20 protein-coding genes are annotated in these 24,792 nt (G+C 76.8%); 10 read left to right on the top strand and 10 right to left on the bottom strand.

Annotation, left to right across the window (positions count from 1 at the left end; genetic code table 11):
• Positions 1-156 precede the first annotated feature (156 nt).
• The 3 genes from IE106_RS09355 to IE106_RS09345 are packed head-to-tail and all read right to left on the bottom strand — an operon-like array spanning position 157 to position 4,119.
• Complete coding sequence (locus tag IE106_RS09355) at positions 157-2,613, bottom strand: xanthine dehydrogenase family protein molybdopterin-binding subunit (protein WP_189531850.1); 2,457 nt, start codon at positions 2,611-2,613, stop codon at positions 157-159.
• 4 nt (positions 2,614-2,617) lie between these two features.
• Entirely contained in the window at positions 2,618-3,226 is a 609-nt protein-coding gene (locus IE106_RS09350; protein ID WP_189532248.1) for a (2Fe-2S)-binding protein, read from the bottom strand.
• A gap of 2 nt (positions 3,227-3,228) precedes the next feature.
• On the bottom strand, positions 3,229-4,119 hold the full coding sequence (locus IE106_RS09345; protein WP_189531848.1) for an FAD binding domain-containing protein: 891 nt from the start codon (positions 4,117-4,119) through the stop codon (positions 3,229-3,231).
• Between the two features lie 284 nt (positions 4,120-4,403).
• On the opposite strand from IE106_RS09345, the gene IE106_RS09340 reads away from it, so the two are divergent.
• Positions 4,404-6,158: a PucR family transcriptional regulator ligand-binding domain-containing protein gene (locus tag IE106_RS09340; RefSeq protein ID WP_189531845.1), complete on the top strand. Its 1,755-nt coding sequence runs from the start codon at positions 4,404-4,406 to the stop codon at positions 6,156-6,158.
• Positions 6,159-6,669: 511 nt separating this feature from the next.
• On the opposite strand, the gene IE106_RS09335 is transcribed toward IE106_RS09340, so the two are convergent.
• Positions 6,670-6,813, bottom strand: a complete 144-nt coding sequence (locus IE106_RS09335) for a hypothetical protein (RefSeq protein WP_189531843.1) — start codon at positions 6,811-6,813, stop codon at positions 6,670-6,672.
• Between the two features lie 493 nt (positions 6,814-7,306).
• Between IE106_RS09335 and IE106_RS09330 the strand changes: the two genes are divergently transcribed.
• The 3 genes from IE106_RS09330 to IE106_RS09320 all read left to right on the top strand — a co-directional run bounded on the left by IE106_RS09330 (position 7,307) and on the right by IE106_RS09320 (position 9,281).
• Positions 7,307-8,068, top strand: coding sequence for a hypothetical protein (locus IE106_RS09330; RefSeq protein WP_189531841.1), 762 nt, complete (start codon positions 7,307-7,309; stop codon positions 8,066-8,068).
• 154 nt (positions 8,069-8,222) lie between these two features.
• Positions 8,223-8,738 carry a protein-tyrosine phosphatase family protein gene (locus IE106_RS09325; protein WP_229840200.1) on the top strand — a complete coding sequence of 172 codons (516 nt, stop codon included), beginning with the start codon at positions 8,223-8,225 and terminating at the stop codon, positions 8,736-8,738.
• A 138-nt stretch (positions 8,739-8,876) separates the two neighbouring features.
• A complete protein-coding gene (locus IE106_RS09320) occupies positions 8,877-9,281 on the top strand; it encodes a ChaB family protein (protein ID WP_189531839.1) in 405 nt (134 codons plus the stop codon).
• A 109-nt stretch (positions 9,282-9,390) separates the two neighbouring features.
• Here IE106_RS09320 and IE106_RS09315 read toward each other — a convergent pair whose 3' ends face one another.
• Both IE106_RS09315 and IE106_RS09310 read right to left on the bottom strand, forming a co-directional pair.
• Positions 9,391-10,500: a WD40 repeat domain-containing protein gene (locus IE106_RS09315; RefSeq protein ID WP_189531836.1), complete on the bottom strand. Its 1,110-nt coding sequence runs from the start codon at positions 10,498-10,500 to the stop codon at positions 9,391-9,393.
• Between the two features lie 22 nt (positions 10,501-10,522).
• Entirely contained in the window at positions 10,523-11,272 is a 750-nt protein-coding gene (locus IE106_RS09310) for a GntR family transcriptional regulator (protein WP_189531835.1), read from the bottom strand.
• 150 nt (positions 11,273-11,422) lie between these two features.
• Between IE106_RS09310 and IE106_RS09305 the strand changes: the two genes are divergently transcribed.
• Complete coding sequence (locus tag IE106_RS09305) at positions 11,423-12,274, top strand: (2Fe-2S)-binding protein (RefSeq protein WP_189531833.1); 852 nt, start codon at positions 11,423-11,425, stop codon at positions 12,272-12,274.
• 7 nt (positions 12,275-12,281) lie between these two features.
• Here IE106_RS09305 and IE106_RS09300 read toward each other — a convergent pair whose 3' ends face one another.
• Entirely contained in the window at positions 12,282-13,247 is a 966-nt protein-coding gene (locus tag IE106_RS09300; protein ID WP_189531831.1) for a carbohydrate kinase family protein, read from the bottom strand.
• A 287-nt stretch (positions 13,248-13,534) separates the two neighbouring features.
• On the opposite strand from IE106_RS09300, the gene IE106_RS09295 reads away from it, so the two are divergent.
• Positions 13,535-14,599: a DUF2637 domain-containing protein gene (locus IE106_RS09295; RefSeq protein WP_189531829.1), complete on the top strand. Its 1,065-nt coding sequence runs from the start codon at positions 13,535-13,537 to the stop codon at positions 14,597-14,599.
• 60 nt (positions 14,600-14,659) lie between these two features.
• Here the strand turns inward: IE106_RS09295 and IE106_RS09290 are convergent, their stop codons facing one another.
• The 3 genes from IE106_RS09290 to IE106_RS09280 form a co-directional block, all read right to left on the bottom strand.
• The gene (locus IE106_RS09290; RefSeq protein WP_189531826.1) at positions 14,660-15,082 is read right to left on the bottom strand and encodes an ATP-binding protein; all 423 of its coding nucleotides are present in this window, start codon (positions 15,080-15,082) and stop codon (positions 14,660-14,662) included.
• A gap of 163 nt (positions 15,083-15,245) precedes the next feature.
• Entirely contained in the window at positions 15,246-16,988 is a 1,743-nt protein-coding gene (locus tag IE106_RS09285) for a pyruvate dehydrogenase (RefSeq protein ID WP_189531824.1), read from the bottom strand.
• 27 nt (positions 16,989-17,015) lie between these two features.
• Entirely contained in the window at positions 17,016-18,356 is a 1,341-nt protein-coding gene (locus tag IE106_RS09280; protein ID WP_189531822.1) for a protein phosphatase 2C domain-containing protein, read from the bottom strand.
• Positions 18,357-18,664: 308 nt separating this feature from the next.
• On the opposite strand from IE106_RS09280, the gene IE106_RS09275 reads away from it, so the two are divergent.
• The 4 genes from IE106_RS09275 (at position 18,665) to IE106_RS09260 (ending at position 24,792) form a co-directional block, all read left to right on the top strand.
• Positions 18,665-19,651 carry a helix-turn-helix domain-containing protein gene (locus IE106_RS09275; RefSeq protein WP_189531821.1) on the top strand — a complete coding sequence of 329 codons (987 nt, stop codon included), beginning with the start codon at positions 18,665-18,667 and terminating at the stop codon, positions 19,649-19,651.
• Positions 19,652-19,687: 36 nt separating this feature from the next.
• Positions 19,688-20,170 carry a DUF456 domain-containing protein gene (locus IE106_RS09270; protein WP_189531818.1) on the top strand — a complete coding sequence of 161 codons (483 nt, stop codon included), beginning with the start codon at positions 19,688-19,690 and terminating at the stop codon, positions 20,168-20,170.
• A gap of 82 nt (positions 20,171-20,252) precedes the next feature.
• A complete protein-coding gene (locus tag IE106_RS09265) occupies positions 20,253-20,984 on the top strand; it encodes an ABC transporter ATP-binding protein (RefSeq protein WP_189531817.1) in 732 nt (243 codons plus the stop codon).
• Positions 20,985-21,420: 436 nt separating this feature from the next.
• The gene (locus IE106_RS09260; RefSeq protein WP_189531814.1) at positions 21,421-24,792 is read left to right on the top strand and encodes an FtsX-like permease family protein; all 3,372 of its coding nucleotides are present in this window, start codon (positions 21,421-21,423) and stop codon (positions 24,790-24,792) included.

Here is a 24,792-nt window from a genome sequence, read left to right as displayed (position 1 = left end):
ATGCGGGGTTTGGGATGCTGCCTGGCTGCACGACCCGGGGGACGGCCCGAGACGAACGGGGTGACGCGTGGGGGGGGGCTCCGGGCGGCGCGGACCGCGGACCTGTGACGTTCCTGGTGGACACGCACCGCCCGGAGGATCGTGGGGAGCCGGTGCCTACGCCGTGCCGGTGAGGTGCTCGGGGCGTACCGGCGTCCGGTTCAGCGCCAGGCCCGTCGCGTTCCGGATCGCCGCGAGGACGGCCGGGGTGGACGACAGGGTCGGGGCCTCGCCGACGCCGCGCAGCCCGTAGGGGGCGTGCTCGTCGGCGAGTTCGAGCACGTCGACGGGGATGGTCGGCGTGTCGAGGATGGTGGGGATGAGGTAGTCCGTGAAGGAGGGGTTCTTCACCTTCGCGGTCCTCGGGTCGACGACGATCTCCTCCATGACCGCCATGCCCAGGCCCTGGGTGGTGCCGCCCTGGATCTGGCCGATGACGGACAGCGGGTTGAGGGCCTTGCCGACGTCCTGGGCGCAGGCCAGTTCGACGACCTTGACCAGGCCCAGCTCGGTGTCCACCTCGACGACGGCGCGGTGCGCGGCGAACGAGTACTGGACGTGTCCGTTGCCCTGGCCGGTGCGCGGGTCGAACGGCTCGGTGGGGCGGTGCCGCCACTCGGCCTCGACCTCGACGGTCTCGTCCTCCAGGACGTCCACCAGGTCGGCGAGGACCTCGCCGCCGTCCGTGACGACCTTGCCGCCCTCCAGGAGCAGTTCGGCGTGGGCCCAGGCCGGGTGGTGGGTGCCGAACCTGCGGCGGCCCAGCTCCAGGACCTTCTCCCGGACCAGTTCGCAGGAGTTCTTCACGGCGCCGCCGGTGACGTACGTCTGGCGGGAGGCGGAGGTGGAGCCGGCGGAGCCGACCCGGGTGTCGGCGGGGTGGATGGTCACCTGCGTGACGCCCAGTTCCGTACGGGCGATCTGGGCGTGGACGGTGACCCCGCCCTGGCCGACCTCCGCCATCGCGGTGTGGACGGTGGCGACGGCCTCGCCGTTGACGACCTCCATGCGCACCCGGGCGGTGGAGTAGTCGTCGAAGCCCTCGGAGAAGCCGACGTTCTTGATGCCGACGGCGTAGCCGACGCCGCGGACGACGCCCTCGCCGTGCGTGGTGTTGGACAGGCCGCCGGGCAGCGCGCGGACGTCGGCGCCCTCGGTGGACTCCCACTGGCGCTCGGGCGGCAGCGGGCGGGCCTTGACCCGGCGCAGCAGTTCGGCGACCGGGGCCGGGGAGTCGACCCGCTGCCCGGTCGGCATGATCGTGCCCTGCTCCATGGCGTTGAGCCGGCGGAACTCCACCGGGTCCATGTCGAGCTTCGCGGCCAGCTTGTCCATCTGCGCCTCGTACGCGAAGCACGCCTGGACGGCGCCGAAGCCGCGCATGGCGCCGCAGGGCGGGTTGTTGGTGTAGAGGCCGACGGCCTCGATGTCGACGGCGTCGACGACGTACGGGCCGGCGGAGAGGGAGGCCGCGTTGCCGACGACGGACGGGGAGGCGGAGGCGTAGGCGCCGCCGTCCAGCACGATGCGGCACTTCATGTGGGTGAGCTTGCCGTCCCTGGTGGCGCCGTGCTCGTAGTACAGCTTCGCCGGGTGGCGGTGGACGTGCCCGAAGAACGACTCGAAGCGGTTGTAGACGATCTTGACGGGCTTGCCGGTGCGCAGCGCCAGCAGGCAGGCGTGGATCTGCATCGACAGGTCCTCGCGGCCGCCGAAGGCGCCGCCGACGCCGGAGAGCGTCATGCGGACCTTCTCCTCGGGCAGGCCGAGGACGGGGGCGATCTGGCGGAGGTCGGAGTGCAGCCACTGCGTGGCGACGTAGAGGTCGACCCCGCCGTCCTCGGCGGGCACGGCGAGACCGGACTCCGGGCCGAGGAACGCCTGGTCCTGCATGCCGAAGGTGTACTCGCCCTCGACGATCACGTCGGCCCGCGCGCGGGCCGCCCCGACGTCGCCGCGGAGGATCGGCTGGCGGTGGACGACGTTCGGGTGCGGGACGTGGCCGGCGATGGGGGTCTCCCCCGGACCGGAGCCTGCCGGAGGTCCTTGGGGGCGGTCGTCGCGGCCGGGGTGCAGGACCGGTGCGTCGGGGGCGAGGGCGGACGCCTCGTCGGTGACGACCGGCAGCTCCCGGTACTCGACCCTGATCTTGGCGGCGGCGCGCCGCGCGGTCTCGGGGTGGTCGGCGGCGACCACCGCGACGGGCTCGCCGTGGTGGCGTACGACGCGGTGGGCGAGGACGGGGGTGTCCTGGATCTCCAGGCCGTAGTTCCTCACCTCGGTCGGCAGGTCGTCGTGGGTGAGGACGGCGTACACGCCGGCCTGGGCGAGGGCCTCGGAGGTGTCGATGGAGACGATCTCGGCGTGGGCGACGGGGGACCGGAGGATCTGGCCCCACAGCATGTCCTCGTGCCACATGTCCGACGAGTAGGCGAACTCGCCGGTGACCTTGAGGATGCCGTCGGGGCGGAGCGTGGACTCGCCGATGCCGCCCTTGGTGCCCTGGGAGCCCTGGGTGACCTTGGTGGGGGTGCCGGCCGGGGCCGTGGCCCGGGTGTTCTGCGCCGTGGTCATGGGGTCAGACCGCCTCTCCCTGACGTTCCTGGCGGGCGGCCGCGAGGCGGACGGCGTCCAGGATCTTCTCGTAACCGGTGCAGCGGCAGAGGTTGCCGGAGAGCGCCTCGCGGATGTCCTCGTCCGTCGGGGACGGGTTGCGCTCCAGCATCTCGTCGGCCGCGACGAGCAGGCCCGGGGTGCAGAAGCCGCACTGGACGGCGCCCGCGTCGATGAACGCCTGCTGGACCGGGGAAAGCGCCGCGCGCGGGGAGGGGGCGCCCTCGCCGGTCTGCGGTCCGGCGCCCCGGGCGGACCAGCCCTTGGCCTCGTCCAGCGTCGTGCCGCAGGCGCCGGAGGCGCAGGAGCCGCCCTCGGCGCGCTGCCTCGCGTACTCGGCGAGGCCCTCGACGGTGACGACCTCGCGGCCCTCGACCTGGCCCGCGGCGACGAGGCACGAGCAGACGGGGACGCCGTCGAGGCGGACCGTGCAGGAGCCGCACTCCCCCTGCTCGCAGGCGTTCTTGGAGCCGGGGAGGCCGAGGCGCTCCCGCAGGACGTAGAGGAGGGACTCGCCCTCCCAGACGTCGTCGGCCTGCTGCGGACGGCCGTTGACCGTGAAGTTGACGCGCATGGTCATGCTGCTCCTTCCAGCGTGCGGGCGCCGCCGCGGTACTGCTCCCAGGTCCAGCCGAGGGTGCGGCGGGCCATGATGCCGACGGCGTGCCGCCGGTACCTGGCGGTGCCGCGCACGTCGTCGATCGGGTTGCAGGCGGCGGAGGCCAGGTCCGCGAACTGCTTGGCGATCGACGGGGTGATGATCCTGCCGCTGTCCCAGAAGCCGCCCTCCTCCAGTGCGGCGTTCAGGAACTCCTCGGCCTCCCTCGCGCGGACCGGGGTCGGGGCGGCGGAGCCGATGCCCGTGCGGACCGTGCGGGTCTCCGGGTGGAGGGCGATGCCGAAGGCGCAGACCGCGATGACCATGGCGTTGCGGGTACCCACCTTGGAGTACTGCTGGGGGCCGTCGGCCTTCTTGACGTGGATGGTCTTGATGAGCTCGTCCGGCTGGAGGGCGTTGCGCTTCACGCCCGTGAAGAACGCGTCGATGGGGATGAAGCGGGTGCCGCGCACCGACTCGACCTCGACCTCGGCCCCGGCGGCGAGCAGCGCGGGGTGGGCGTCCCCGGCGGGGGACGCGGTGCCGAGGTTGCCGCCGACGCCGCCGCGGTTGCGGATCTGCGGCGAGGCGACGGTGTGGGAGGCCAGGGCGAGACCGGGCAGCTCGGCCCGCAGGTGCTCCATGATCCGGGTGTACGGGACCGAGGCGCCCAGCCGGACGTCCTCCTCGCCGACCTCCCACTCGCCGAGCAGCTCGACGCGGTTGAGGTCCAGGAGGTACTCGGGCCGCCGGTGGTCGAAGTTGATCTCGACCATGACATCGGTGCCACCCGCGATGGGCACAGCCGTGGGGTGCTCCGCCTTGGCGGCGAGCGCCTCCTCCCAGCTGGCGGGGCGAAGGAAGTCCATGAGTGGCTCTCTTTGATCGGTGTGATCGGGATGTCCGCCGGGGCTCGGGGACGGCCGGCCCAGGGGTGTGCCTGTGGTGTTCACGTTCGGTGGGCCCAGTACACCCACCGGTGCTCCACCCGGTGCAGTCACCGAAACCATGAAGGAGTTGGCTGGCAGTACCCACCGTCTTGTAGATTCGAACGAAAGACGGGGACCGGTAACCTCTTCGTTTTCCCCCGGAAACGGTGACGCGGGTCACCGCTCTCGACGAGACACCCACGAGAAGGATCGGCGGCAACGACATGCGGCTGCGCGCACTGCTGGAGACCGACGCGCTGGGGCTGCGGCTGCTCGGCGGCGAGGACGAGCTCGACCGCACCGTGCGCGGCGTCATGACCACGGACCTCCGGGACCCCAGCCGCTACCTTTCGGGCGGCGAGCTGGTCCTCACCGGCCTGGCGTGGCGGCGGGACGCGGCGGACTCCGAGCCGTTCGTGCGGATCCTGGTGGCCGCCGGGGTGGCGGGTCTGGCGGCCGGGGAGGCGGAGCTGGGTGCCATCCCGGAGGATCTCGCACAGGCGTGTTCACGCCACCGGCTCCCCCTCTTCGCGGTCCATGAATCCGTCGCTTTCGCAAAGATCACGGAGCATGTCGTTCGACAGGTGTCCGGGGAGCGCGCCGGGGACCTCGCCGCGGTCGTCGACCGGCACCGGCGGCTGATGACCTCCGGCCCGGCCGGGGGCGGCCCGGAGGTCGTCCTCGACCTGCTCGGCTCCGACCTGGACCTGCGCGCCTGGGTCCTGTCCCCGACCGGGCGGCGCATCGCGGGCGCCGGCGCGCCGCTGCCCGCCGAGGTCGCCGCCGCCCTCGCCGGCGAGCACCTGGCCGCGACCCGCACCGGGCGGCGCGGCCCGCACCGGGCGCAGGTGGCGGGGGTCACGTACTCCCTCTTCCCGATCCGCAACACCGGCCGCGGCGCCGCCCCGGCGGTCAGGGACGTGCGCGAGACGGTGCTCTCGGACTGGCTGCTCGCCGTCGAGGCGGACGCCGGCGACTGGCCGGCGGCGCGGCTGGACCTGCTCCAGGGCGTCACGCAGCTGATCGCCGTGGAGCGCGACCGCCGGGACGCCGCGCGCACGGTGCGGCGCCGGCTCGCCCAGGAGGTGCTGGAGCTGGTGCAGACGGGCGCCGCGCCCGCGGAGGTCGCGGCCCGGCTGCGGGTGGCCGCGCCGGTCCTGCTGCCCGGGCTGGGCACGGCCCCGCACTGGCAGATCGTCGTGGCCCGCGTCGAGTGGGGCGGGGACGGCGCCGTCGAGGCGGGTCCGGTGGCGCAGTCGCTGCTGGAGGAGGTACTGGTCGACCCGGCGGCGACGGGGGTCGACTCGGTCGACCGGATCGCCGTGGCGCACTGCGGGGACGAGGCGATCGCCCTCGTACCGCTGCCGGCCGTCGCCCCGGCGCCCGCGCCCGGCGAGGACGGCGGGGCGGGCGCCCCGGCGGACGGCGAGGACGGCGGGGCGGAGCGGCCGGACGCCGGCGCCGCGGCGGACGGTGCCGGACCGGGGCTGCACGCGGACCGGCTGCTGGCCGCCGTACGGGCGCCGCTGTCGGCGGGCCTCGACGACGACGGGCGCCTCACGCTGGGCGTCAGCGCGCCCGTGCACTCCGCGGAGGGCCTGCGCGGCGCCCTGGAGGAGGCCCGGCACGCCCGCCGGGTCGCGGCGGCGCGCCCCGGCCGGGTCTGCGCGGCGGGCCACCACGAGCTGGCGTCGCACGTGCTGCTGCTGCCGTTCGTGCCGGACGACGTGCGCCGCGCGTTCACGGCGCGGCTCCTGGACCCGCTGCGCGACTACGACCGGCGCCACCGGGCGGAGCTGATCCCGACCCTGGAGACGTTCCTCGACTGCGACGGCTCCTGGACGCGCTGCGCGGCCCGGCTGCACCTGCACGTCAACACGCTGCGGTACCGCGTGGGCCGCATCGAGCAGCTGACGGGCCGCGACCTGTCGCGCCTGGAGGACAAGCTGGACTTCTTCCTGGCGCTGCGCATGTCCTGACGCCCCGGCGGGCGGCCCGCCGGGGCGGGGCCGGCGTCCGGACCACCGGGTGCGGGGGTGGCGCGGGAGACGGCGGGCCCGCCCGGGAAGGCGATCCGGGCGGGCCCAGCAGGGGGGCCGCGGACCGTCCGACCGCGCCCGCCTCGGCCGCGCCGGCGGAAGGAGGTCTCGACGGGGGTGTCGGGGTGGGTCACGGAGAGGCGGGCGGGCGGCATGGGCGCCTCGCGCCGCCCCCTGGCTCGGGCCCCCGCTTCCGGGCCGGTGGCACACGGGCCGCGCGCCGCCGTTCCCGCGGCACACCCCGAACAATAATGAACATGATTTTCATCTCGCAAGCCCCCGGAGGGGTGATCCGGGCGACGCGCCGACCGCCCGCCCTCCCGGTCGCGCCCCAACCGCCCTCCCGCGCGCGGGACTCGGGCGAGCAGGCCCGGCGGGGCCCTCTCGCCCGGCCGCCCGCCGACCGCACCCCGGCCACCCGGGCCGGACGGGCCCACGGAGAGGCCGAGCTTCACCCCTCCCCCGCCACCTCCCGCCCCGTACCGGCGGCGGTGGGGGTGCCGCGGTCCGCGAGGGGCACCCCGAGGACGACGGCGGCCGCCCAGCGGCGCGTGATCCGCAGCATCCTGCGCGGCGTCGGGATCCCGTGCGACATCGGCCCTCTTTCCATGGCGGGTGGTCGGGACAACGCCCTACATGATAATCATTGCCAATAGCTGGACGCGCCTCCGCCGTATCCGACGAAGCCACCCCTCCCCGCCCGCCACCACCCCCGCCGGTCAAGTGGCCGGACCCCCGGGGTGCTCGCACCCGCCCGGCAGCGCGATCGCCGGTGCCGCGCCGGGCCGACTCCCCACGGAGCGCGCCGAGTTCCCCATCGGCCGCCGTCAGCCGTGGCGCCCCCCGGGGGATTCACCCTTTCGACGGAACGTCACCCGCCGTCGCCCCGTGGGTCCCGACGCCGCTCGACGGCGGCGGACGCCTGGTACCGCCGCCCCGGGCGGCGAGGCGCGCCGCGATGCCACCGGCAGATGATTGTGAAACATTTCACTCGACCCCTTGGCCGGGTGCGCGTTTCCGTGCTGTGATGCGTCCGAACCCAACAGCCCAACGGTGCGCTCGGGGAGGGCAATGTGGCGCATACCGCCATGTCTGGTGCCGGAACGACCGAAGGCGACGATCCCCTCCAGACCGCGGTATGGCGGCTGCGCTCCCGCGCCTGCTGGACCGACGCGGCCGCCCTCCTCGCCCCCACCGCCGGCGACCCGCCCGTCGCGGTGCAGCGGGCCGCGCTGCTGATCGAGCGGTGCCTGTACACGGAGACCGGGTGGGCGGAGGCCGAGGACGCCCTGCGCGCCGCGGAGGCCGTCGCGCAGGCCGACGACGACCGCGGCGCCGCCGCCTGCGAGCGCGGCTACCTGGCGTACGCGGCGACGCTGCACGGCGTACGCGACCGGGCGGACGAGGCGCGGGCGGCGCTCGGCCGGGCGGCGGCGCTGCTCGGCCCGTCCTCGCCGGGGCGCGCGCTGCTGGACTTCCGGCGCGGGCTGCTCGCCCAGTACCTCGCGGACACCCCGCAGGCCGCCCGCGCCGCCTACCGGAGGGCCCACGCGGCGGCGACCGCGCAGGGCGACACGCTCCTGATGTCGTTCACCTGGCGGCACCTGGCCGGGCTCGCGCTGCGCGAGGGCGAACTCGCCGAGGCCCGGCACGGGTTCGCGGAATCGCTGCGGCTGCGCGAGGAACTGGGCTACCTGGTGGGCACGGCCCCGGCGCTGGCCGCGCTCGCGGACGCCGAACCGGAACCGGAGGCGAGCCGTCTGCGGGCCGAGGCGCAGCGGCTGTTCCGCCTCCTCGGCGGCGTACCGACGTGGCTCGCCGCGCACCTGGTGCCGCACCCGGCCGCCTGACCCCGGCCGGACACGCCGGCTTCCCCCGGGCCGCCGGCTCCTCGGCCGACCCGTCCTCCGGGTGCGGGCCGCCTGGTCGCGCCCCGACCGGGGCGGGCGCCCGGCCGGTGGCCGCCCCGGCGCCGCGGGAGCACGATGGAGGCGGGAGGCGGCCGTGCGGAGGACCAGGGAGTTCGACCCGGAGGTGCCGGTGCCGCGGAGCCCGTGGGACGAGATCGTCCCCGGCCTCTGGATGGGCGGCCACGTCTGGACCGACGGGGCGGGCGGCCTCAGGCGGGCCGTCGTCGGGGACGAGTTCGCCCTCGTGGTGAGCCTGTACAGCGTGCCGGGGCACGGCCCCGGCACCGGGGTGGAGCACCGGGTGGCCCCGATCCCCGACGGCCCCCTGGCCCCGGCCGAGCTCGACGCGGTGCTGGACGCCGCGGCCCTGACGGTCCGCGCCGTGCGCGCGGGCCGGCCCACGCTCGTCCGCTGCTTCGCCGGGTACAACCGCTCGGGCCTCGTCGTCGCGCACGCCCTGTACGTCCTGACCGGCAGGCCCGCGTCCGAGATCATCGCCCTGATCCGGTGGCGGCGTTCCCCGTGGGCGCTCCACAACGGCCTGTTCGTCCGCTACCTGCACGCCGGGCTGGACGCCGCGCACCCCTCGCTCACCGACCGGCCGCGGTAGTGGTTCCCCCGGCGAGGCGGTGGAGGGCGCCGTCCGCTTCCCCGGCCGGCGGTCGGCCGGGGCGCGGCCGTGTTTCGGGGAGGGCCGTGGGGGCACACGTCCGGCGTCCGTCGCAGGTGATCCCCGGAGGTGATCCGCATGCCAGGGCGTGAGGAGCTGCCCTCGACGCTGGAGCGGTCCGCGGAAGAGGCCCAGCGGACCTGGATCAAGGCCCACGACTCGGCCGTCGAGCAGTACGGGGAGGGCGAGCGGGCCCACCGGGTCGCCTTCAGCGCGCTGAAGCACACGCACGAGAAGGTGGGCGACCACTGGGAGCGGAAGGAGCGGGGCCGCAAGGGACCCTCCGACCCGCGTGCCGCGGCCCCGCGCGACGAGCCGGCCCGCAGCGGCGAGGGCGTCGACGAGAACGCCTCGAAGCAGCACCTGTACGACATGGCGAAGCGGTTGGGCATCGAGGGCCGGTCGCGCATGTCGAAGGCCGAACTGGCGGAGGCGCTGCGCGCGGAGAACCGTTCCCGGACCCGCCGCGCGCGGGAGCGCTGAGCGGAGCACCGCGCGGGAGCGCGGGGAGAGGGCACGGGGAGGAAGCGCGGGGCGGGGAAGCCGCGCCTCCGCCGCCGAGTTGTTCCCCCGGCCCGACCTCCGCCGCCCGTCACACCGGGCGGAGCCGTACGCAGGCGCTGTCCGTGCCGACCGCCAGCGAGCCGTCGGGGAGCACCGCGACCGCCCGCACGGCCGGGCCCGGCCGGAACCGGCGCACGGCGCGCGCCCGCGGGTCGCGCAGCTCCACCAGTCCGTCCGCCCAGGCGACCGCCAGCACCGGGCCCCGCGCGTGCAGGGCCGCCACCGGGTGCGGGCGCCGGGCCACCACCGGGGCGGCGCCCGCGGCCCCGCCGGGCCGCCAGGCGCGTACCGTGCCGTCGGCGCCGCCGCTGTAGACGCGAGGTCCCGCGGTCGCCGTGAGGGCGGTGACCCGGCCGGAGTGGAGCGCCGCCTGGTGCAGCCCGGAGAGGCTGAAGGCGTGCACGGACCCCATCCGGTCCCCGCTGAGCACCGTGTCCCCGACGGCCGCGAGCGCGGTGGCCGGGTGTGTCGCGAGGGTCGCCGCCACCGCCTCCACCAGGCGCGGCGCGGGCGACGCCGGTGTGCGCAGCCGCCCCCGCTCGTCGAGGGCGAGCCGGGTGCCGTCGTCCAGGCAGGCCACCGCCCGGGTGCGCGGATCGTCGGTCTCGACCGGCCGCCCGCCGCACACGGTCAGCGCCGTCACCCGGCCCTCCCGCACGCCCGCCACCGTCCAGGGCGCGTCCGCCGCGAGGGCGGCCAGCTCGCCGCGCAGGTGCGCCGCGGCGTCCCCGGGCAGGGCGGCCAGCAGGGCCAGGGCCCGGTCGGCGGGGGTCTGGCCGTTCCGTACGAGCGCCTGGCCGGCCCGCAGCCACGCGGCGCGCAGTCCCCCGTGCGCGGCGGGATCGTCCTCGTAGGCACGGGTCACCCGCACGGGGTCGGCTGCGCACACCCCATACGGGTCGGACAGGCGCGGGCGTTCCTCCCGGGCGGGCCGGGCCGGCGCCGGCCCTTCGAGGGCGACCCGGACGTGGCCCAGGGCGCGCAGGTCGTCCACCAGTTCGCGGACGCCGGGCGGGCCGGCGGGCAGTACGACGCGGTCGGGGCGGCGCGGGGCGTCCAGCAGGGCGGTGAGCAGCTCACCGGGGGTGCCGGCGACCACGCCGAGCGCGTTGGCGACCGTCCATACCGTGGCGCGCACTGCCGTTCCTCTCCTCCGCCCGTCAGCCCCGGGCGCCCGTGAAGTGTTCCCTGACCAGGGACTGAACGACCGTCAGGTCCCCGGCGGCGAGCGCGTCGAGGAGCGCCCCGTGCTCCGCCGCGTCCGCGACGAGGTCGGCGCGGCGGGTGACGGGCGGGCTGACGAGGGGCCACTGCGAGCGGCGGTGCAGGTCGTCGGCGACGGCGACCAGCTGCTCGTTGCCGGCGAGGCCGAGCAGGGCGCGGTGGAAGGCGCGGTCGGCCTCCCCGTACGTGGCGAGGTCGCCGTGCGCGGCGGCGGCCGCGGTGGCCTCGGCGAGGGGCCGCAGCTCCGCCCAGCGCCCGGCGGGGACGGTACGGGCGAGGCGCAGCATGACCGGGACCTCGATGAGGGCGCGGATCTCGGCCAGCTCGGCGAGCTCGCGCGGGGTGCGCTCGACGACGCGGAAGCCGCGGTTCGGGACGACCTCGACGGCGCCCTCCAGGGCCAGCTGCTGCATCGCCTCCCGCACGGGCGTCGCGGAGACACCGAGGCGCAGGCCCAGGGCGGGGGCGGAGTACACCTGGCCGGGGGCGAGGTCGCCGCCGACGAGCGCGGCGCGCAGCGCGTCGAGGACCTGGCCGCGCACGGAGTGCCGCTGGACCGACCGGGGCGTGCCGGGCCGCGGCTCGCCGTGGTCGTGCGGGCCGCGGGCCTGCTCGGGGACGCGTCCGGCGGCGTGCGGGCGCCCCTCCGGCCGCTCCGCCGCCCCGCGGGCCCTGCCCTGCTCCACTCGGGTCCTCCTGCCGCTGTGCGTGAGGGCCCGGCTCGCTGGTGCGGAGGCCCTGTGTGCACGATAGGCGGACGGGACGGCGGGACACACATCGATCAGATCGGGTAAGGTAAGGCTAACCTGCAAACGATCGCGATTCGGTGGTCCTGCATGTCCCTCTCCGCACTGCTGCCCCCCGCTCCCGCGTCACCCGTCGCCGCCTCGTACGCCCGCCTCTCCGAGGTCTTCCCCGGCCTGCGCGTGCGCGAACTGGCGGAGGACGAACCGGCTCCGCGCGGCGACGGCTGGGTCCGCGCGGACGAGTTGGCGGCCGGCGGCCCCGCGCTCGACGCGTTCCTCGCCTGGGACGAGGCGCAGACGCTGCGCGACTACGGCGTGCCGGCCCGCCCGGACGTCGTCGCGAGCTTCGGCCTCCACCGGTACGCCTGGCCCGCCTGCCTGCTGGTGACGGTGCCGTGGTTCCTGGACCGCCGGGTGCCGCGGGTGCCGGCCGCCGACGTGGCGTTCCAGCGGACGCTGGGCCGGATGGCCGTGCGGGTGCGGGAGTTCGCGTGCCTGCCGGACGATCCGGCCGCCGCCCTGCCCGGGGCCCGGGTCGTCGCGGACGAGGAGGCGCTGCGGGCCGAGGTGCGGGCGGCGGTCGCCGAGCACATCGGCCCCGTGCTGGAGGGGTTCGGCCCGCGGATGCGGCGCCGCGGGCGGGCGCTGTGGGGCATGGCCACGGACGAGGTCGTCGAGGGCATCTGGTACATCGCCGGCCTGCTGGGCGAGGAGCCGCGCGCCATGGCCGAGCTGGAGCTGCTGCTGCCGGGCACGGCGAAGCCGTACGTGGGCCCGGCCGGGTTCCGCGAGCTGACGGCGCCCGACGGCCGGACGCTCCCCACCCGCGACCGGGCGAGCTGCTGCCTCTTCTACACCCTGCGCCCCGAGGACACCTGTGTCACCTGCCCCCGCACCTGCGACGCGGACCGGGTCCGCAAGCTGACGGCCGCGGCGAACTGACCGGCCGTCACGCCCGCGGGCCCGGCGGGTGGGGCAGGTCCGCCGCCCAGGGCGGGTCGGCACCGGGGACCGCGCAGGTGCGGGCGGCGACCAGGGCGGCGTACGCGCAGCTCGCGGCGGTCTCGTCCAGGGTCAGCCCGTCGAGGCGGCCGCCCAGGCGGCCCAGGCCGGCCAGGGCGTGCAGGAGGCCCGCCGTGAACGAGTCGCCCGCGCCGACCGTGTCGACGACCTCCGTGGGCGGGGCCGGGACGGTGACGCGGGCGCCGTCCAGCGACGCGAGCGCCCCGCGCGCGCCGAGCGTGACGACGACGAGCCGGGCGCCCGCGGCGTGCCACCGGTCGCAGGCGTCCTCCGGCGCGACGCCCGGCAGCAGCCGGTCGAGGTCGTCCTCGCTGAGGCGCAGGACGTCGGCGAGCCGGCACCAGTGGCCGATCCGCTCGCGGTACGCGGCCGGCGGCACCAGCAGGGGGCGGACGTTGGGGTCGACGCAGACGGTGGCCCGCTCCCGCACCGGGGCGAGGAACTCCTCGACGCGGCGGCCGCCCGGCTCCCGGACCAGGGCGAGGGAGCCGGTGTGCAGGCAGACCGTGCCGTCCAGGGGCGCGGCGGCCAGTTCGGCGGCGGTCCACTGCCAGTCCGCGGCGCCCTCCGCGAAGAACGCGTACGAGGCGTGGCCGTGGACGTCCACGTCCGCGACCGCCAGGGTGCTCGGCTCGCGCGCGGTCACACAGCCCGCCAGGTCCACGCCGGAGTCCAGCAGGCGCTCCCGGAACAGCCTGCCGAACACGTCGCCGGAGAGCCGGCCGAGGAACCGGGCGGGCGTGCCGAGCCGGGCGAGGGCGACGGCGGTGTTGGCGGGACCGCCGCCGGGCAGGACGCGCAGCGACAGCCCGTCGGGGCCGGCGACGCGGCCGGGGTCGGTGAAGGCGTCGGCGACGCACTCGCCGAGCACGGTGATCCGCTGACTTCCCATGTCCTCCGCCCTCGGCGCCCCGCGACCCCGAAACCGGCCGCTCCGGATACAGCATCACACCGATCGGCCCGATCCGACGCCCGCCCGCGACGCGTTCCACGCCACCCGCGCGAGTGGCTTCATCCGAACACAGCACCCGCCTTTCGTACCACCGTTCGGTCATATGGCGCCTGTTCACGACCCCCGCGGCCCCGATGGCGTGCTCTTGCCCCGAAACCCCCTGCCCCGCCCCGCCGGTCGGCCAAGATGGCGCACCGAACGCCCCACTGCGATGCGAGGGACACCGCATGAGACTGACCGACATATCGCTGGACTGGCTCCTCCCGGGTGGTGTGATGCTCGTCGGAGCCGCCGCGGCGGTGGCGGTGCTCGCGCGCGGCAAGCGCGCCGCCGGCGAGAAGGCCGCGGCCGAGGACTCCTGGGAACGCAGCGAGGAGCGCCGCCGGCGGAAGGAGGCCGTCTACGGCATCGCCTCCTACCTGCTCCTCTTCTGCTGCGCGGCCGTCGCCGCCGCGCTCTCCTTCCACGGCCTGGTCGGCTTCGGCCGGCAGAACCTGAACCTGTCCGGCGGCTGGGAGTACCTGGTGCCGTTCGGCCTCGACGGCGCCGCCATGTTCTGCTCGGTGCTCGCCGTGCGCGAGGCCAGCCACGGCGACGCGGCGCTCGGCTCCCGGCTGCTGGTGTGGCTGTTCGCCGGGGCGGCCGCCTGGTTCAACTGGGTGCACGCGCCGCGCGGCCTGGGCCACGACGGCGCCCCGCAGTTCTTCGCGGGGATGTCCCTGTCGGCGGCCGTGCTGTTCGACCGGGCGCTCAAGCAGACCCGCCGGGCGGCCCTGCGCGAGCAGGGCCTGGTGCCCCGCCCGCTCCCGCAGATCCGGATCGTCCGCTGGTTGCGGGCGCCCCGCGAGACCTTCGCCGCCTGGTCGCTGATGCTCCTGGAGGGCGTACGGACCCTGGACGAGGCGGTCGAGGAGGTACGGGAGGACCGGCGCGAGAAGGAGCGCAACCGCCGCCACCGGCGCGAGCAGCAGAGGCTGGACCGGGCGCGGCTGCGCGCGTTCAACCGGCAGCACCGGACCTGGGGGCTCGGGCGGGGTGGCGGGCGCCAGGTCGACGTACCGGGCCTGGGCGCCTCGTCGGGCTCCGCGCCGGCCGCCGTGGGCGCGTCCGTCGCGGAGCCTGCCATAGCAGAGCCGGGACGGCTGCCGCATCGCTCCCGGCCCTCCCTGCAGGCCGTGAAGGGTACTGAGGCGCACACGGTCGACCTGACGGCGGAGGACGACACCCAGGCACTCCCCCGCCTGGACTCCCTGGAGCAGAAGCTCAAGAGCCTCGAGCAGCAGTTCGGCTGAGGTGCCGCCCGTGACGCACCGGTGGGCCCGTCCGCTCCGCGCGGCGGGCCCTCCGGCGTCTCAGGCGGCCGGCTTCACTCCGAAGAGCTCGAACCACACGGCCTTGCCGACGCCCTGCGCCCGCACCCCCCACGCGTCGGCCAGCGCCTGCACGAGGAGCAGGCCCCTGCCGTGCGTACCGTCGTCCGACACGGGCACGTACGGGTCGGGGGGCTCGGGAGCGAAGTCCCGCACCTCCACCCGCAGCACGTCACCGGCGAGCGTCGCGGTGACGACCGCGCCGTACGCCGTGTGGATCAGCGCGTTGGTCACCAGCTCGCTGGTGAGCAGCTCCGCCGTGTGCGCCGGGTCCTCGGCGACCCGGTGGCCCCATAACTCCCGCAGCGCGTTCCTGATCCCGGCGACCGCGGTCAGGTCGCCCGCGCCGATTCGGCGGCGCAGCCGTATCGCGTCGGGTACGTCCTGGTCCCGCCCGTCCACCATGGGTCCGACCCCTGCCTGACGCCCACTCATAGCCCCCACCCACGTCGTCGGCCCTCACTTCGAACAGGCTCACGGGGATCCATGCCCCCGTGTCACCGCCGTCACGCGTGCGAAGCACCCCCGGGCGGGCGCACAGAGGGGAGCAGTGGGGCACGGCGGGGTGTCAAGGTCGCGGGATGTTCCGCACGTTGGAACGCGCCAGCTGGAGCATCCGCCCCACCCCGCCGTCCAGCACGATCTTGCTGGCGGACAGGGCGAAGCCGGTGACCATCTCGGCGCGGATCCTGGGCGGGATGGACAGCGCGTTCGGGTCCGTCACCACGTCCACCAGGGCAGGGCCGCGGTGCCGGAAGGCGTCCTTGAGGGCGCCCGCGAGGTGCTTCGGCTTCTCCACCCGCACCCCGTACGCGCCGGCGGCGCGGGCGACGGCGGCGAAGTCCGGGTTGTGGTTGGTGGTTCCGTGCGAGGGCAGCCCGGAGACCATCATCTCCAGCTCGACCATGCCGAGCGAGGAATTGTCGAACAGGACCACCTTCACCGGCAGGTCGTACTGGACGAGGGTGAGGAAGTCGCCCATCAGCATGGCGAAACCGCCGTCGCCCGACATCGACACGACCTGCCGGCCGGGGGCGGTGAACTGGGCCCCGATGGCCTGCGGCAGGGCGTTCGCCATCGAGCCGTGGCTGAACGAGCCGATGATCCGGCGCCGCCCGTTGGGGGTGAGGTAGCGGGCCGCCCAGACGTTGCACATCCCGGTGTCGACGGTGAACACCGCGTCGTCGTCGGCGATCTCGTCGAGGACGGACGCCACGTACTCGGGGTGCAGCGGGGTGTGCTTCTCCACCTTGCGGGTGTACGCCCGGACCACGCCCTCCAGCGCCTCCGCGTGCTTCCTCAGCATCTTGTCGAGGAACCGCCGGTCCGACTTGGGGCGCACGCGGGGCACGAGGCAGCGCAGGGTCTCACGCACGTCGCCCCACACGGCGAGGTCCAGCCGGGAGCGCCGCCCGAGCCGCTCGGGGCGCACGTCGACCTGGACGATCCGCACGTCGTCGGGGAGGAAGGCGCTGTACGGGAAGTCCGTGCCGAGCAGGATCAGCAGGTCGCACTCGTGGGTGGCCTCGTAGGCGGCCCCGTACCCCAGCAGGCCGCTCATGCCGACGTCGAAGGGGTTGTCGTACTGGATGAACTCCTTGCCGCGCAGGGCGTGGCCGACCGGGGCCTTGACGCGTTCGGCGAACCGCATGACCTCGGTGTGGGCGCCGGCCGTGCCGCTGCCGCAGAACAGGGTGACCCGGTCGGCGGCGTCGACCATGCGGGCCAGTTCGTCGATCTCGGCGTCGCCGGGGCGCACGGTGGGGCGGGTGGTGACCAGGTCGTGGGCGGTGGCCTTCGCGGGGGCGGGCTGGGCGGCGACGTCGCCGGGGAGGGCGACCACGCTGACCCCGCCGCGCCCGACGGCGTGCTGGATGGCGGTGCGCAGCAGCCGGGGCGTCTGCTGCGGGTTGGAGATCAGTTCGCAGTAGTGGCTGCACCGCTGGAACAGCTGGTCCGGATGGGTCTCCTGGAAGTAGCCGAGCCCGATCTCGGATGACGGGATGTGCGAGGCGAGCGCCAGGACGGGGGCCATGGAGCGGTGCGCGTCGTACAGGCCGTTGATGAGGTGGAGGTTGCCGGGGCCGCAGGACCCGGCGCAGGCGGCGAGCCGCCCGGACACCTGGGCCTCGGCGCCGGCCGCGAACGCGGCGCTCTCCTCGTGCCGCACCTGGATCCACTCGATGCCGCGGGTGCGCCGGACGGCGTCCACGACCGGGTTGAGGCTGTCGCCGACGACCCCGTACAGCCGCTGGACGCCGGCGCGGACGAGGGTGTCGACGAACTGCTCCGCCACGTTCTGTCTGGCCATGGGTCCATCCACGCACGGCCCGCGCCCTCACGCCTCCCAGACGGCCGCCGCCGTACGGTCATCGGCGTACCCCTTCACCCTCAGACGGGTGTCGGCGAGGAACGCGGCGAGTCCGGGCGGCGCGTCCCCGGACGTCCAGCGCGCGGCCAGTTCCCGGGCGAGGGCGGGTTCGCGGCGCAGGGGCTCGGCGAGACCGCCGCCGGCGAGCAGCAGGGTGTCGCCCGGGCGGGCGACGGAGGCCCGGAAGCGGAACGGCACCGCGGGTGGCGGCGGCCCCTCGACGAACGGGGCGCCGGGGTGCGGGGGCACACCGAGCCGCAGGGTCGCCCGGTCGGGGCCGGCCCCGTCGTCCCCGTCGTCCTCGTCGTCCCCGTCGTGCGGCGGCTGCGGCGTCCCGGGGGCGGGGGCGGGCCGCCCGGCGGCCGGCGCGGGGGCGGGCTCGGGCAGCGGCGGTTCCAGGTCCTGCCAGACGCCGTCGCGGAGCCGGAACAGGCCGCCCTCCCCGACGCCGAAGGAGATCCGCGTACGGCAGCCGGGGGCGCCGCTCAGCAGCAGGCAGCGCAGGCCGGTGGTGTACGCGCCGGGGTCGGCGCCCCGTTCGGCGGCGCGGGCGCGGAGCCTGCTGTACGCGCGGTCGGTGAGCCGGCGCAGCCCCGCCTTGAGGTCGTCGCGGCGGCCCGCGGCGATGTCCCGGGCGAGCCGCTCGTGGCTGAGGCCCACGGCCTGCCCGATCCAGTCGCAGGCGTCGCCGGCGGCGCGGCGCGCGGCCTCGCCGCCGGCCCGGTCACCGGTGGCGACGGCCACCACCACCAGCAGGCTCTCCCCCGCGCCGAACCGGGCGGTGAGCAGGGCGTCCCGGCGCGGCTCGCCGCGGAACCGGGCCGAGTCGCCGCGCGTGGAGGCGGCGCGCAGCGTGAACGTGCCGTAGCGGGCGCCGTCCAGCACGGTGTCGGGGACCGGGCCGTCCGGTCCGCCGGGGCCGGCGGGGGGCAGGGCGGTCGGCTCGGGGTCGTACGTGGGCGGTCCGTCGCCGACGTACGACGCGGTCAGCGGCGGGCGGGGCCCGGCGGGGCGGCCGCCGGTGGCACGGGGGTGCGGGACGGCGGCGGGCGGGGCTCCCGGCGGAGGCGCGGAAGGCGGGGCTCCGGGTGGGGGCCCGGCGGACGGGGGCGCGGAAGGCGGGGACCCGGGGGGCGGAGGCGGGGAAGGCGGGGGCCCGGGGGGCGGGGCGAGGGCGCCGGACGCGGAGGCGTAGCGGTCGTCGAGGGTGTCGCCCGTCGCGGCCGGGGCCGCGTCCGGGTCCGGGTCGTCGTACAGCCGCTCCCACCAGTCGTCGTCGGCGGCGGGCCTGTCCCCCTGTGGGTTCATGCCCTTCATTGTCCTCGGCGGGGGCGGCCCGGAAACGGGACTCCGGCGAAAAACCTCCCCCGGGGGACCCGCCGGGCGCACCCTCCTCCCCCAATAAAGGAGGGCGTCCCGGCGGGCCTGCGTGGTCGCCCACGTCGCGCGCAGAGTCGTGCGGCACGACGGCGCGGACCACGGTCGGGTGGCCGAGAGGCCGCTGGTGCGGCGGTGGCGTCACCTTGGCAGAGTGGCGGGTGGTGTGGGGATGATGGGCGCGGCGGGTTTGCGCCGTGGCCGTTTCCCGCCACGGCACGAGGGGAGGGTGGGTCCGGGTGCTGGGCGCGATTGGGCTCGACGAGCGTCAGGAGTCCGCGTACCGGGCGCTGGTGGCACTGGGCGCGGCGGAGGTCGCGGACCTGGCGCACCGGCTGGCGCTGCCGGAGCGGGAGACGGAGCGGACGCTGCGGCGGCTGGAGGCGCAGGGGCTGGCCGCGCAGTCCTCGTACCGTACGGGCCGGTGGGTGGCGGCGCCTCCGGCGGTGGCGCTGGGCGCGCTGCTGACGCAGCAGCGGCACGAGCTGGAGCAGGCCGAGCTGACGGCGGCGCTGCTCGCGGAGGAGTACCGGGCGGAGGCCGCGGCCCAGCCCGCGGTGCACGACTTGGTGGAGGTGGTGACCGGGGCGAGCGCGGTGGCGCACCGGTTCCGGCAGCTCCAGCTGGGCGCGGCGGAGGAGGTGTGCGCCCTGGTGACGGGTCGGCCGGTGGTGGTGACGGGCTCGGAGAACGACGCGGAGGAGCGCGCCGCGGAGCGGGGCGTGGCGTACCGGGTCGTGGTGGAGCGGGAGGTGCTGGAGCGGCCGGACGGGGTGGCGGAGCTGGCGGTGGCGCTGCACCGGGGCGAGCGGGTGCGGGTGGTGGACCGGGTGCCGACGAAGCTGGTCGTCGCGGACCGGTCGCTGGGGATGGTGCCGCTGACGGGCCGGGGCGCGGAGCCGGCGGCGCTGGTGGTGCACGCGAGCGGGCTGCTGGAGTCGCTGGCGGGGCTGTTCGAGGCGGTGTGGCGGGACGCGGTGCCGCTGCGGCTCGGCGCCGCGGGCGACGTCCCGGTGGAGGAGCGGGCGCCGGGGCCGGACACGACGGACCTGGAGGTCCTGTCGCTGCTGCTGGCGGGCATGACGGACGCGAGCGTGGCGAAACAGCTCGACCTGGGGCTGCGGACCGTGCAGCGGCGGGTGCGGGGACTGATGGAGCTGGCGGGCGTGACGACCCGGCTCCAACTGGGCTGGCACGCCTACGAGCGGGGCTGGGTCACCCGCTGACCTGCACGGTCGGCGCCCGTCCCGCACGCTGGACGGGTGGGTGTGTGGCAGCAGCTGCTGGTCGCCCTGGTGCTGGTGCTGGGCCTCTTCGGGGTGCTGGTGCCGGGCGTGCCGGGGCCGTGGCTGGTGTGGGCCGGCGTGCTGTGGTGGTCGCTTCAGGACACGACGGCGGCGGCGTGGTGGCTGCTGGCCGGCGCGACGGCGGTGCTGCTGTTCGCGCAGGCCGAGGTGGGGCGCCTCCCGGCGCGGCGGCTGCGCGGGCTGGGGGTGACCCGGCGGATGGTGGTGTACGCGGGCGTGGGCGCCCTCCTCGGGTTCGTACTGGTGCCGGTGGTGGGCGGGGTCCTCGGGTACGTGGGCGGGATCTACCTGGCGGAGCGGTCACGGCCGGCCGGGCACGGGGCCGCGGTCGCGTCGACCCGGGCGGTGATGCGGGCGGTCGGCACGAGCGTGCTGGTGGAGCTGTACGGGTGCCTGCTGATCGTGGCGGGGTGGCTGGGCGTCGTCCTCGGCACCTGAGGCGCCGGGGCCGGGCGGGCGTTGCCCGGGGGGTCGGGGCTGCGCATACTGGGGCGCGTCCGATGACGCAGGGGGGCGGATCATGGCCGGGGACAGCGGTGCGCGCGAGGGGCGCCCCATGGTGCGGGTGGAGGACCTGCGCCGCTCGTACGGCACCGGGCCCGCCGCCGTGCACGCCCTGCGCGGGGTGTCCTTCGAGGTGGCGCGCGGTGAGCTGGTCGCGCTGAAGGGCCGGTCCGGGTCGGGCAAGACGACGCTGTTGAACCTCGTCGGCGGCCTCGACGTCCCGGACGGCGGCCGGATCCACGTGGACGGCACGGATCTCGCGGACCTCGGCGAGGAGGGGCTCCTGGCGCTGCGCCGGAACCGGATCGGCTTCGTCTTCCAGTCCTTCGCGCTGGTCCCCATCCTCACCGCGGCCGAGAACGTCGGCGTGCCGATGCGGCTGCGCCGGGCCGACCCGGCCGAGCGCGAGGAGCGCGTCCGGCTGCTGCTGTCCATGGTGGGGCTCGCCGACCACGCCGAGCAGCGGCCGACCGAGCTGTCCGGCGGCCAGCAGCAGCGCGTCGCCATCGCGCGGGCGCTCGCCAACCGGCCCGCCCTGCTGCTCGCGGACGAACCGACCGGGCAGCTGGACGCGGAGACCGGCCGCGCCATGATGGAGCTGCTGCGGGCCGTCGTCCGCGGCGAGGGGGTGACGGCGCTCGTCGCCACGCACGACGCGCAGCTGCTGGACCTGGCGGACCGGGTGCTGGAGCTGAACGACGGGGTGATCACCGAGCCGACCGCCGCCGTGGCCGCGCCGACGGGCTGATCCCGACGGGCGGGTCCTGGTGGGCTGCTGATCCCGGCGGGTCGATCCTGGTGGGCGGGTCCTGGTGGGCGGGTCCTGGTGGGCTGATCCGGTGAGCGGGTCCCGGTGAGCGGGTGTGCCGGTTCCGTGGCGGCCGGCCGGCCGCGGGTCGCCCACGGGCGCCGCGGACCGTTCCCCGCCCGGTGGCGGACACGACGCGAGCCGGGCATGACGCGAGCCGGACGTGGCGCGGTGGCAGGCGTGACGTGACGCCGGACGTGGTGCGGTGGCGGGTGCGGTGCGGTGGCGCGGATTCCGGTGCGGGCGCACCGGAAACCGGTCACGATCTCGTCAAGTCCGTTGTCCTTCGCTGCTGTTGCGAACACGGCCTGTGCGACGATCCCTCTCCGAAAGGGCTTTCGAGTACGGCCGCGGGGGGCCGGGCGGGGGGAGAGCGGTGGCGGGGTTGCTGTTCCTCCGGGCGCGCGCCCACCGGCTGCTGCTCGCCGCGGCCCTGCTCGCCGTCCTGCTCGGTACGACCGTCCTCGCCGGGATCGCCGCCTTCTCCGGCTCCGTCGGCGACGCCGGGCTGCGCCACGCGCTCCGGCACCGGGACGCCGCCGACGCCGCGCTGCTCGTCACCACCCAGAGGGCCGGCGTCGATCCGCACGCCGCCACCCGCGACGTCCGGCTGGGCGCCGAGCGGTCCTTCGACGGACTGCCGGTGAGCCTGCGTCGGTTCGACCACTCCGGCCCGTACGCCCTGCCCCGCCCGCCCGGCGGCGCGGCGGCCCGCGCGGGCGAGCCGGACCTCACCGAGTTCGCCGCCGTCCACGCCGGGGAGGTCCGGTTCACCGCGGGCCGCCGGCCCGGCGCCGTGTCCGCGCGGGGCGGGGTGGTCGAGGTCGCCGTGCCGGAGGCCGCCGTGCGGCGGCTGGGCATGCGGCCCGGGCCGCGCGTGCTGACGCTCACCGACCGGCTCGGCGGGCCCCCGGTGCGGATCCGCGTCACGGGCGTCTACCGGCCGGTGGACCCGACCGGCCCCTACTGGCGGCTGGACCGGCTGGGCGGCGGCCGCGGGCTGCGCACGGACAGCGCGTTCACCTCGTACGGGCCCCTGGTCGCCGACGCGACGGTGTTCGGCCCCGGGCGGTTGGCCCGGCAGGAGCTGGGCTGGGTGGCCACGGCCGACTTCGGGACGCTGCGCGCCGACCGGATCGGCGCCCTGCGCGACGCGGCGCTGCACAGCCGGGACTTCGTCGCCGCGCGGCCGCTGCTGAAGGGCGACGCCACGGCCCGTACGTCCCTGCCGGAGGCGCTGGACCGGCTGGAGCGGTCGCTGCTGGTGGCGCGGGCGACGCTGCTGATCGTCTCGTCGCAGCCGGCGCTGCTCGCCGGGTACACGCTGCTGCTGGTGGCGCGGCTGCTGACGGCGGAACGGGCCGGCGAGACCCGGCTGCTGCTGGCGCGGGGGGCGTCCCGGCGCCGGATCGCGGGGCTCGCCGCGCTGGAGGCGCTGCTGTCGGCGCTGCCCGCGGCGGTGTGCGCGCCGCTGCTGGCCGGGCCGCTGACCCGGCTGGTGTCGGGGTGGGGACCGCTCGCCGGCATCGGCCTGCGCCTGGAGACGCGGCCGGGTCCCCTGGTGTGGCTGATCGGGCCGGCGGTGGCGCTGGCCTGCGCGGTGGCCGTCGCGGCCCCGGCGCTGACCGCGGCGCGGGCCGCCGACCGGGGGCGGGCGCGGGCGCTGCCCGGGCCGCTGCGGGCGGGTGCCGACCTGGCGCTGGTCGTCGTGGCGGCCGTGGCGTACTGGCAGGTGGAGCGGCGCACCGCGGGCGGCGGCGTACTCGGCGGCGGGGACGGGCCGCTCGCCGTGGACCCCCTGCTGGTCGTGGCGCCCGCCCTGGCGCTGCTGGCCGGCGCCGTCCTGACCCTGCGGCTGCTGCCGCCGGTGGCGCGGCTCGCCGGGCGGCGCGCGGCGGCCGGGCGGGGGCTGACGGCGCCGCTCGCCGGGTGGCAGCTGAGCCGCCGGCCCGCCCGCGCGGCGGGGCCGGTGCTGTTGCTGGTGCTCGCGGTGTCGACGGGCATGCTGGCGATCGCGCACGACGCGTCGTGGCAGCGGTCGCAGGAGGACCAGGCGGACTTCCGGGCCGGCGCCCACATCCGCGTCACGGGCGGCGCGACGAGCCGGTTCGGACAGGGCGGCGCGTACGACGGGATGCCGGGCGTCCGGCTCGCCCTGCCGGCCGCCCGCGCCGCCATGAGCCTGTCGGGTGGCCGCCGCGCCACGGTCCTGGCGCTCGACACCCTGCCGGCCGAACGCCGGCTGCCGCTGCGCACCGACCTCCTGGACGACCGCCACGCCGTGAGCGTCGCGTCCCTGGCGCCGGTGGGCGTCCCGCGGGCGGGCATCGAGCTGCCCTCCGACACGGTGCGGCTCCTCCTCGACGTGAGCCTCACCCGCGGGCGGGGCGGCGCGGGCCCGCACGACGCGTCCGCCGCGACGCTCACCCTGACCGTGGAGGACCGCTACGGCGTGCCGTACCGGCTGCCGCTCGGCACCGTCCCGTACGCCGAGGACCCCGCCGCCGGGCCCCGTACGGTCACGGCGGACGTCGCCCGCGCGGCCGACGCCCCCGACGGGCGGGCGGCGGGCCCGCTGACGGTGACCGGCGTCGAGATCGAGGAGCGCGGCCATCCCGACCGGATCACCCCCAAGCGGCTCACGGTGCGCGCGCTGCGGGCGGTGACCGGGGGTGGCACGGCCGGGCCGGTGACGGTGCCCGTGGTCGTGGAGCCGGGACCGGCGTGGGACGCGGAGGCGACGGGCTCCGGGGCGGCGGACGGCACGGGCGGGGAACGGCCGCGGGTCACCGGGGTCACGTCGGCCGCGCGGATGCCGCTCGACGTGGCGTTCCACACGGGCACGGCGTCCTTCGCCGACGCGTGGGGCGTCCAGCGGGCGGTCACCGTCCGCGCCGCGGTGCGCCGGCCCGCGCCGCCGGTGCCCGCCGCCCTGGCCACCCCCCGCTTCCTGGAGTCCAGCGGCGCGGTGCCCGGCTCCCTGCTGGCCGTGCCGATGCCGGGCGGCGACGTCAAGGTCAAGATCATCGGCGTGCTGGGCGCCGTCCCCACGACCGGCCCCGACGACGACCGGTCCGCCGAGGAGGCGGCCGGCGCGGCCCGCGAGGACGGCGGGGCGCTCCTGGTCGACCTGCGCGCCGTCAACCGGGTGCTGGCCGCCCGCCCCGACGCGTCCCTGCCGCCGAGCGAGTGGTGGCTGTTCACCGAGCGCGGCAGGGCCGCGCAGGTGGCGGCGGCGCTGCGCGCGCGGGGCGACACGGACCCCGCCGGGATCACCGTCCGCGACGAGCTGGCGGAGCGGCTGCGCGACGACCCGATCGGCGCGGGCCCGCAGGCGGCGCTGCTCGGGGCGGCGGTCGCCGCCGCGCTGCTGGCCGCCGTCGGTTTCGCGGTGAGCACCGCGGGCGCGCTGCGGGAGCGGTCGGCGGAGTTCGCCGTACTGCGGGCGCTGGGGGCGCGGCGCCGCCTGCCGGCCCGGCTGGTGGCCGTCGAGCAGACCCTGCTGATCGGGGTGGCGCTGGTCATCGGGCCGCTGCTCGGGGCGCTGCTCGCACGGGCGGTGATCCCGCTGATCGTACTGACCGGGCAGGCGACGCGGCCCGTGCCGGACGTCCTGGTCGAGCTGCCGGCCGGGCAGGTCCTGACGCTGCTCGCCGGGGTGGCCGCCGCGCCGGCGCTGATCGTGGCGGCGGTGGCGCTGCGCCGGGGCGACCCGGTGCGGGCGCTCCGGACGCGGGGAGGCGAGTGA

This window comes from Streptomyces roseolilacinus, assembly GCF_014649335.1.
Lineage (GTDB): Bacteria > Actinomycetota > Actinomycetes > Streptomycetales > Streptomycetaceae > Streptomyces > Streptomyces roseolilacinus.
Note: the sequence above shows the minus strand (reverse complement) of the source record. Positions and strands in the feature narration are given on the sequence as shown.

Bases quoted from the DNA above. Each gene is read 5' to 3' on its own strand.
- IE106_RS09335 (WP_189531843.1), bottom strand. From the start codon at position 6,813: ATGTCGCACGGGATCCCGACGCCGCGCAGGATGCTGCGGATCACGCGC.
- IE106_RS09305 (WP_189531833.1), top strand. From the start codon at position 11,423: ATGTCCCTCTCCGCACTGCTGCCCCCCGCTCCCGCGTCACCCGTCGCC.
- IE106_RS09280 (WP_189531822.1), bottom strand. From the start codon at position 18,356: ATGAACCCACAGGGGGACAGGCCCGCCGCCGACGACGACTGGTGGGAG.
- IE106_RS09350 (WP_189532248.1), bottom strand. From the start codon at position 3,226: ATGCGCGTCAACTTCACGGTCAACGGCCGTCCGCAGCAGGCCGACGAC.
- IE106_RS09300 (WP_189531831.1), bottom strand. From the start codon at position 13,247: ATGGGAAGTCAGCGGATCACCGTGCTCGGCGAGTGCGTCGCCGACGCC.
- IE106_RS09265 (WP_189531817.1), top strand. From the start codon at position 20,253: ATGGCCGGGGACAGCGGTGCGCGCGAGGGGCGCCCCATGGTGCGGGTG.
- IE106_RS09345 (WP_189531848.1), bottom strand. From the start codon at position 4,119: ATGGACTTCCTTCGCCCCGCCAGCTGGGAGGAGGCGCTCGCCGCCAAG.
- IE106_RS09320 (WP_189531839.1), top strand. From the start codon at position 8,877: ATGCCAGGGCGTGAGGAGCTGCCCTCGACGCTGGAGCGGTCCGCGGAA.
- IE106_RS09285 (WP_189531824.1), bottom strand. From the start codon at position 16,988: ATGGCCAGACAGAACGTGGCGGAGCAGTTCGTCGACACCCTCGTCCGC.
- IE106_RS09355 (WP_189531850.1), bottom strand. From the start codon at position 2,613: ATGACCACGGCGCAGAACACCCGGGCCACGGCCCCGGCCGGCACCCCC.
- IE106_RS09330 (WP_189531841.1), top strand. From the start codon at position 7,307: ATGTCTGGTGCCGGAACGACCGAAGGCGACGATCCCCTCCAGACCGCG.
- IE106_RS09295 (WP_189531829.1), top strand. From the start codon at position 13,535: ATGAGACTGACCGACATATCGCTGGACTGGCTCCTCCCGGGTGGTGTG.
- IE106_RS09340 (WP_189531845.1), top strand. From the start codon at position 4,404: ATGCGGCTGCGCGCACTGCTGGAGACCGACGCGCTGGGGCTGCGGCTG.
- IE106_RS09290 (WP_189531826.1), bottom strand. From the start codon at position 15,082: ATGGTGGACGGGCGGGACCAGGACGTACCCGACGCGATACGGCTGCGC.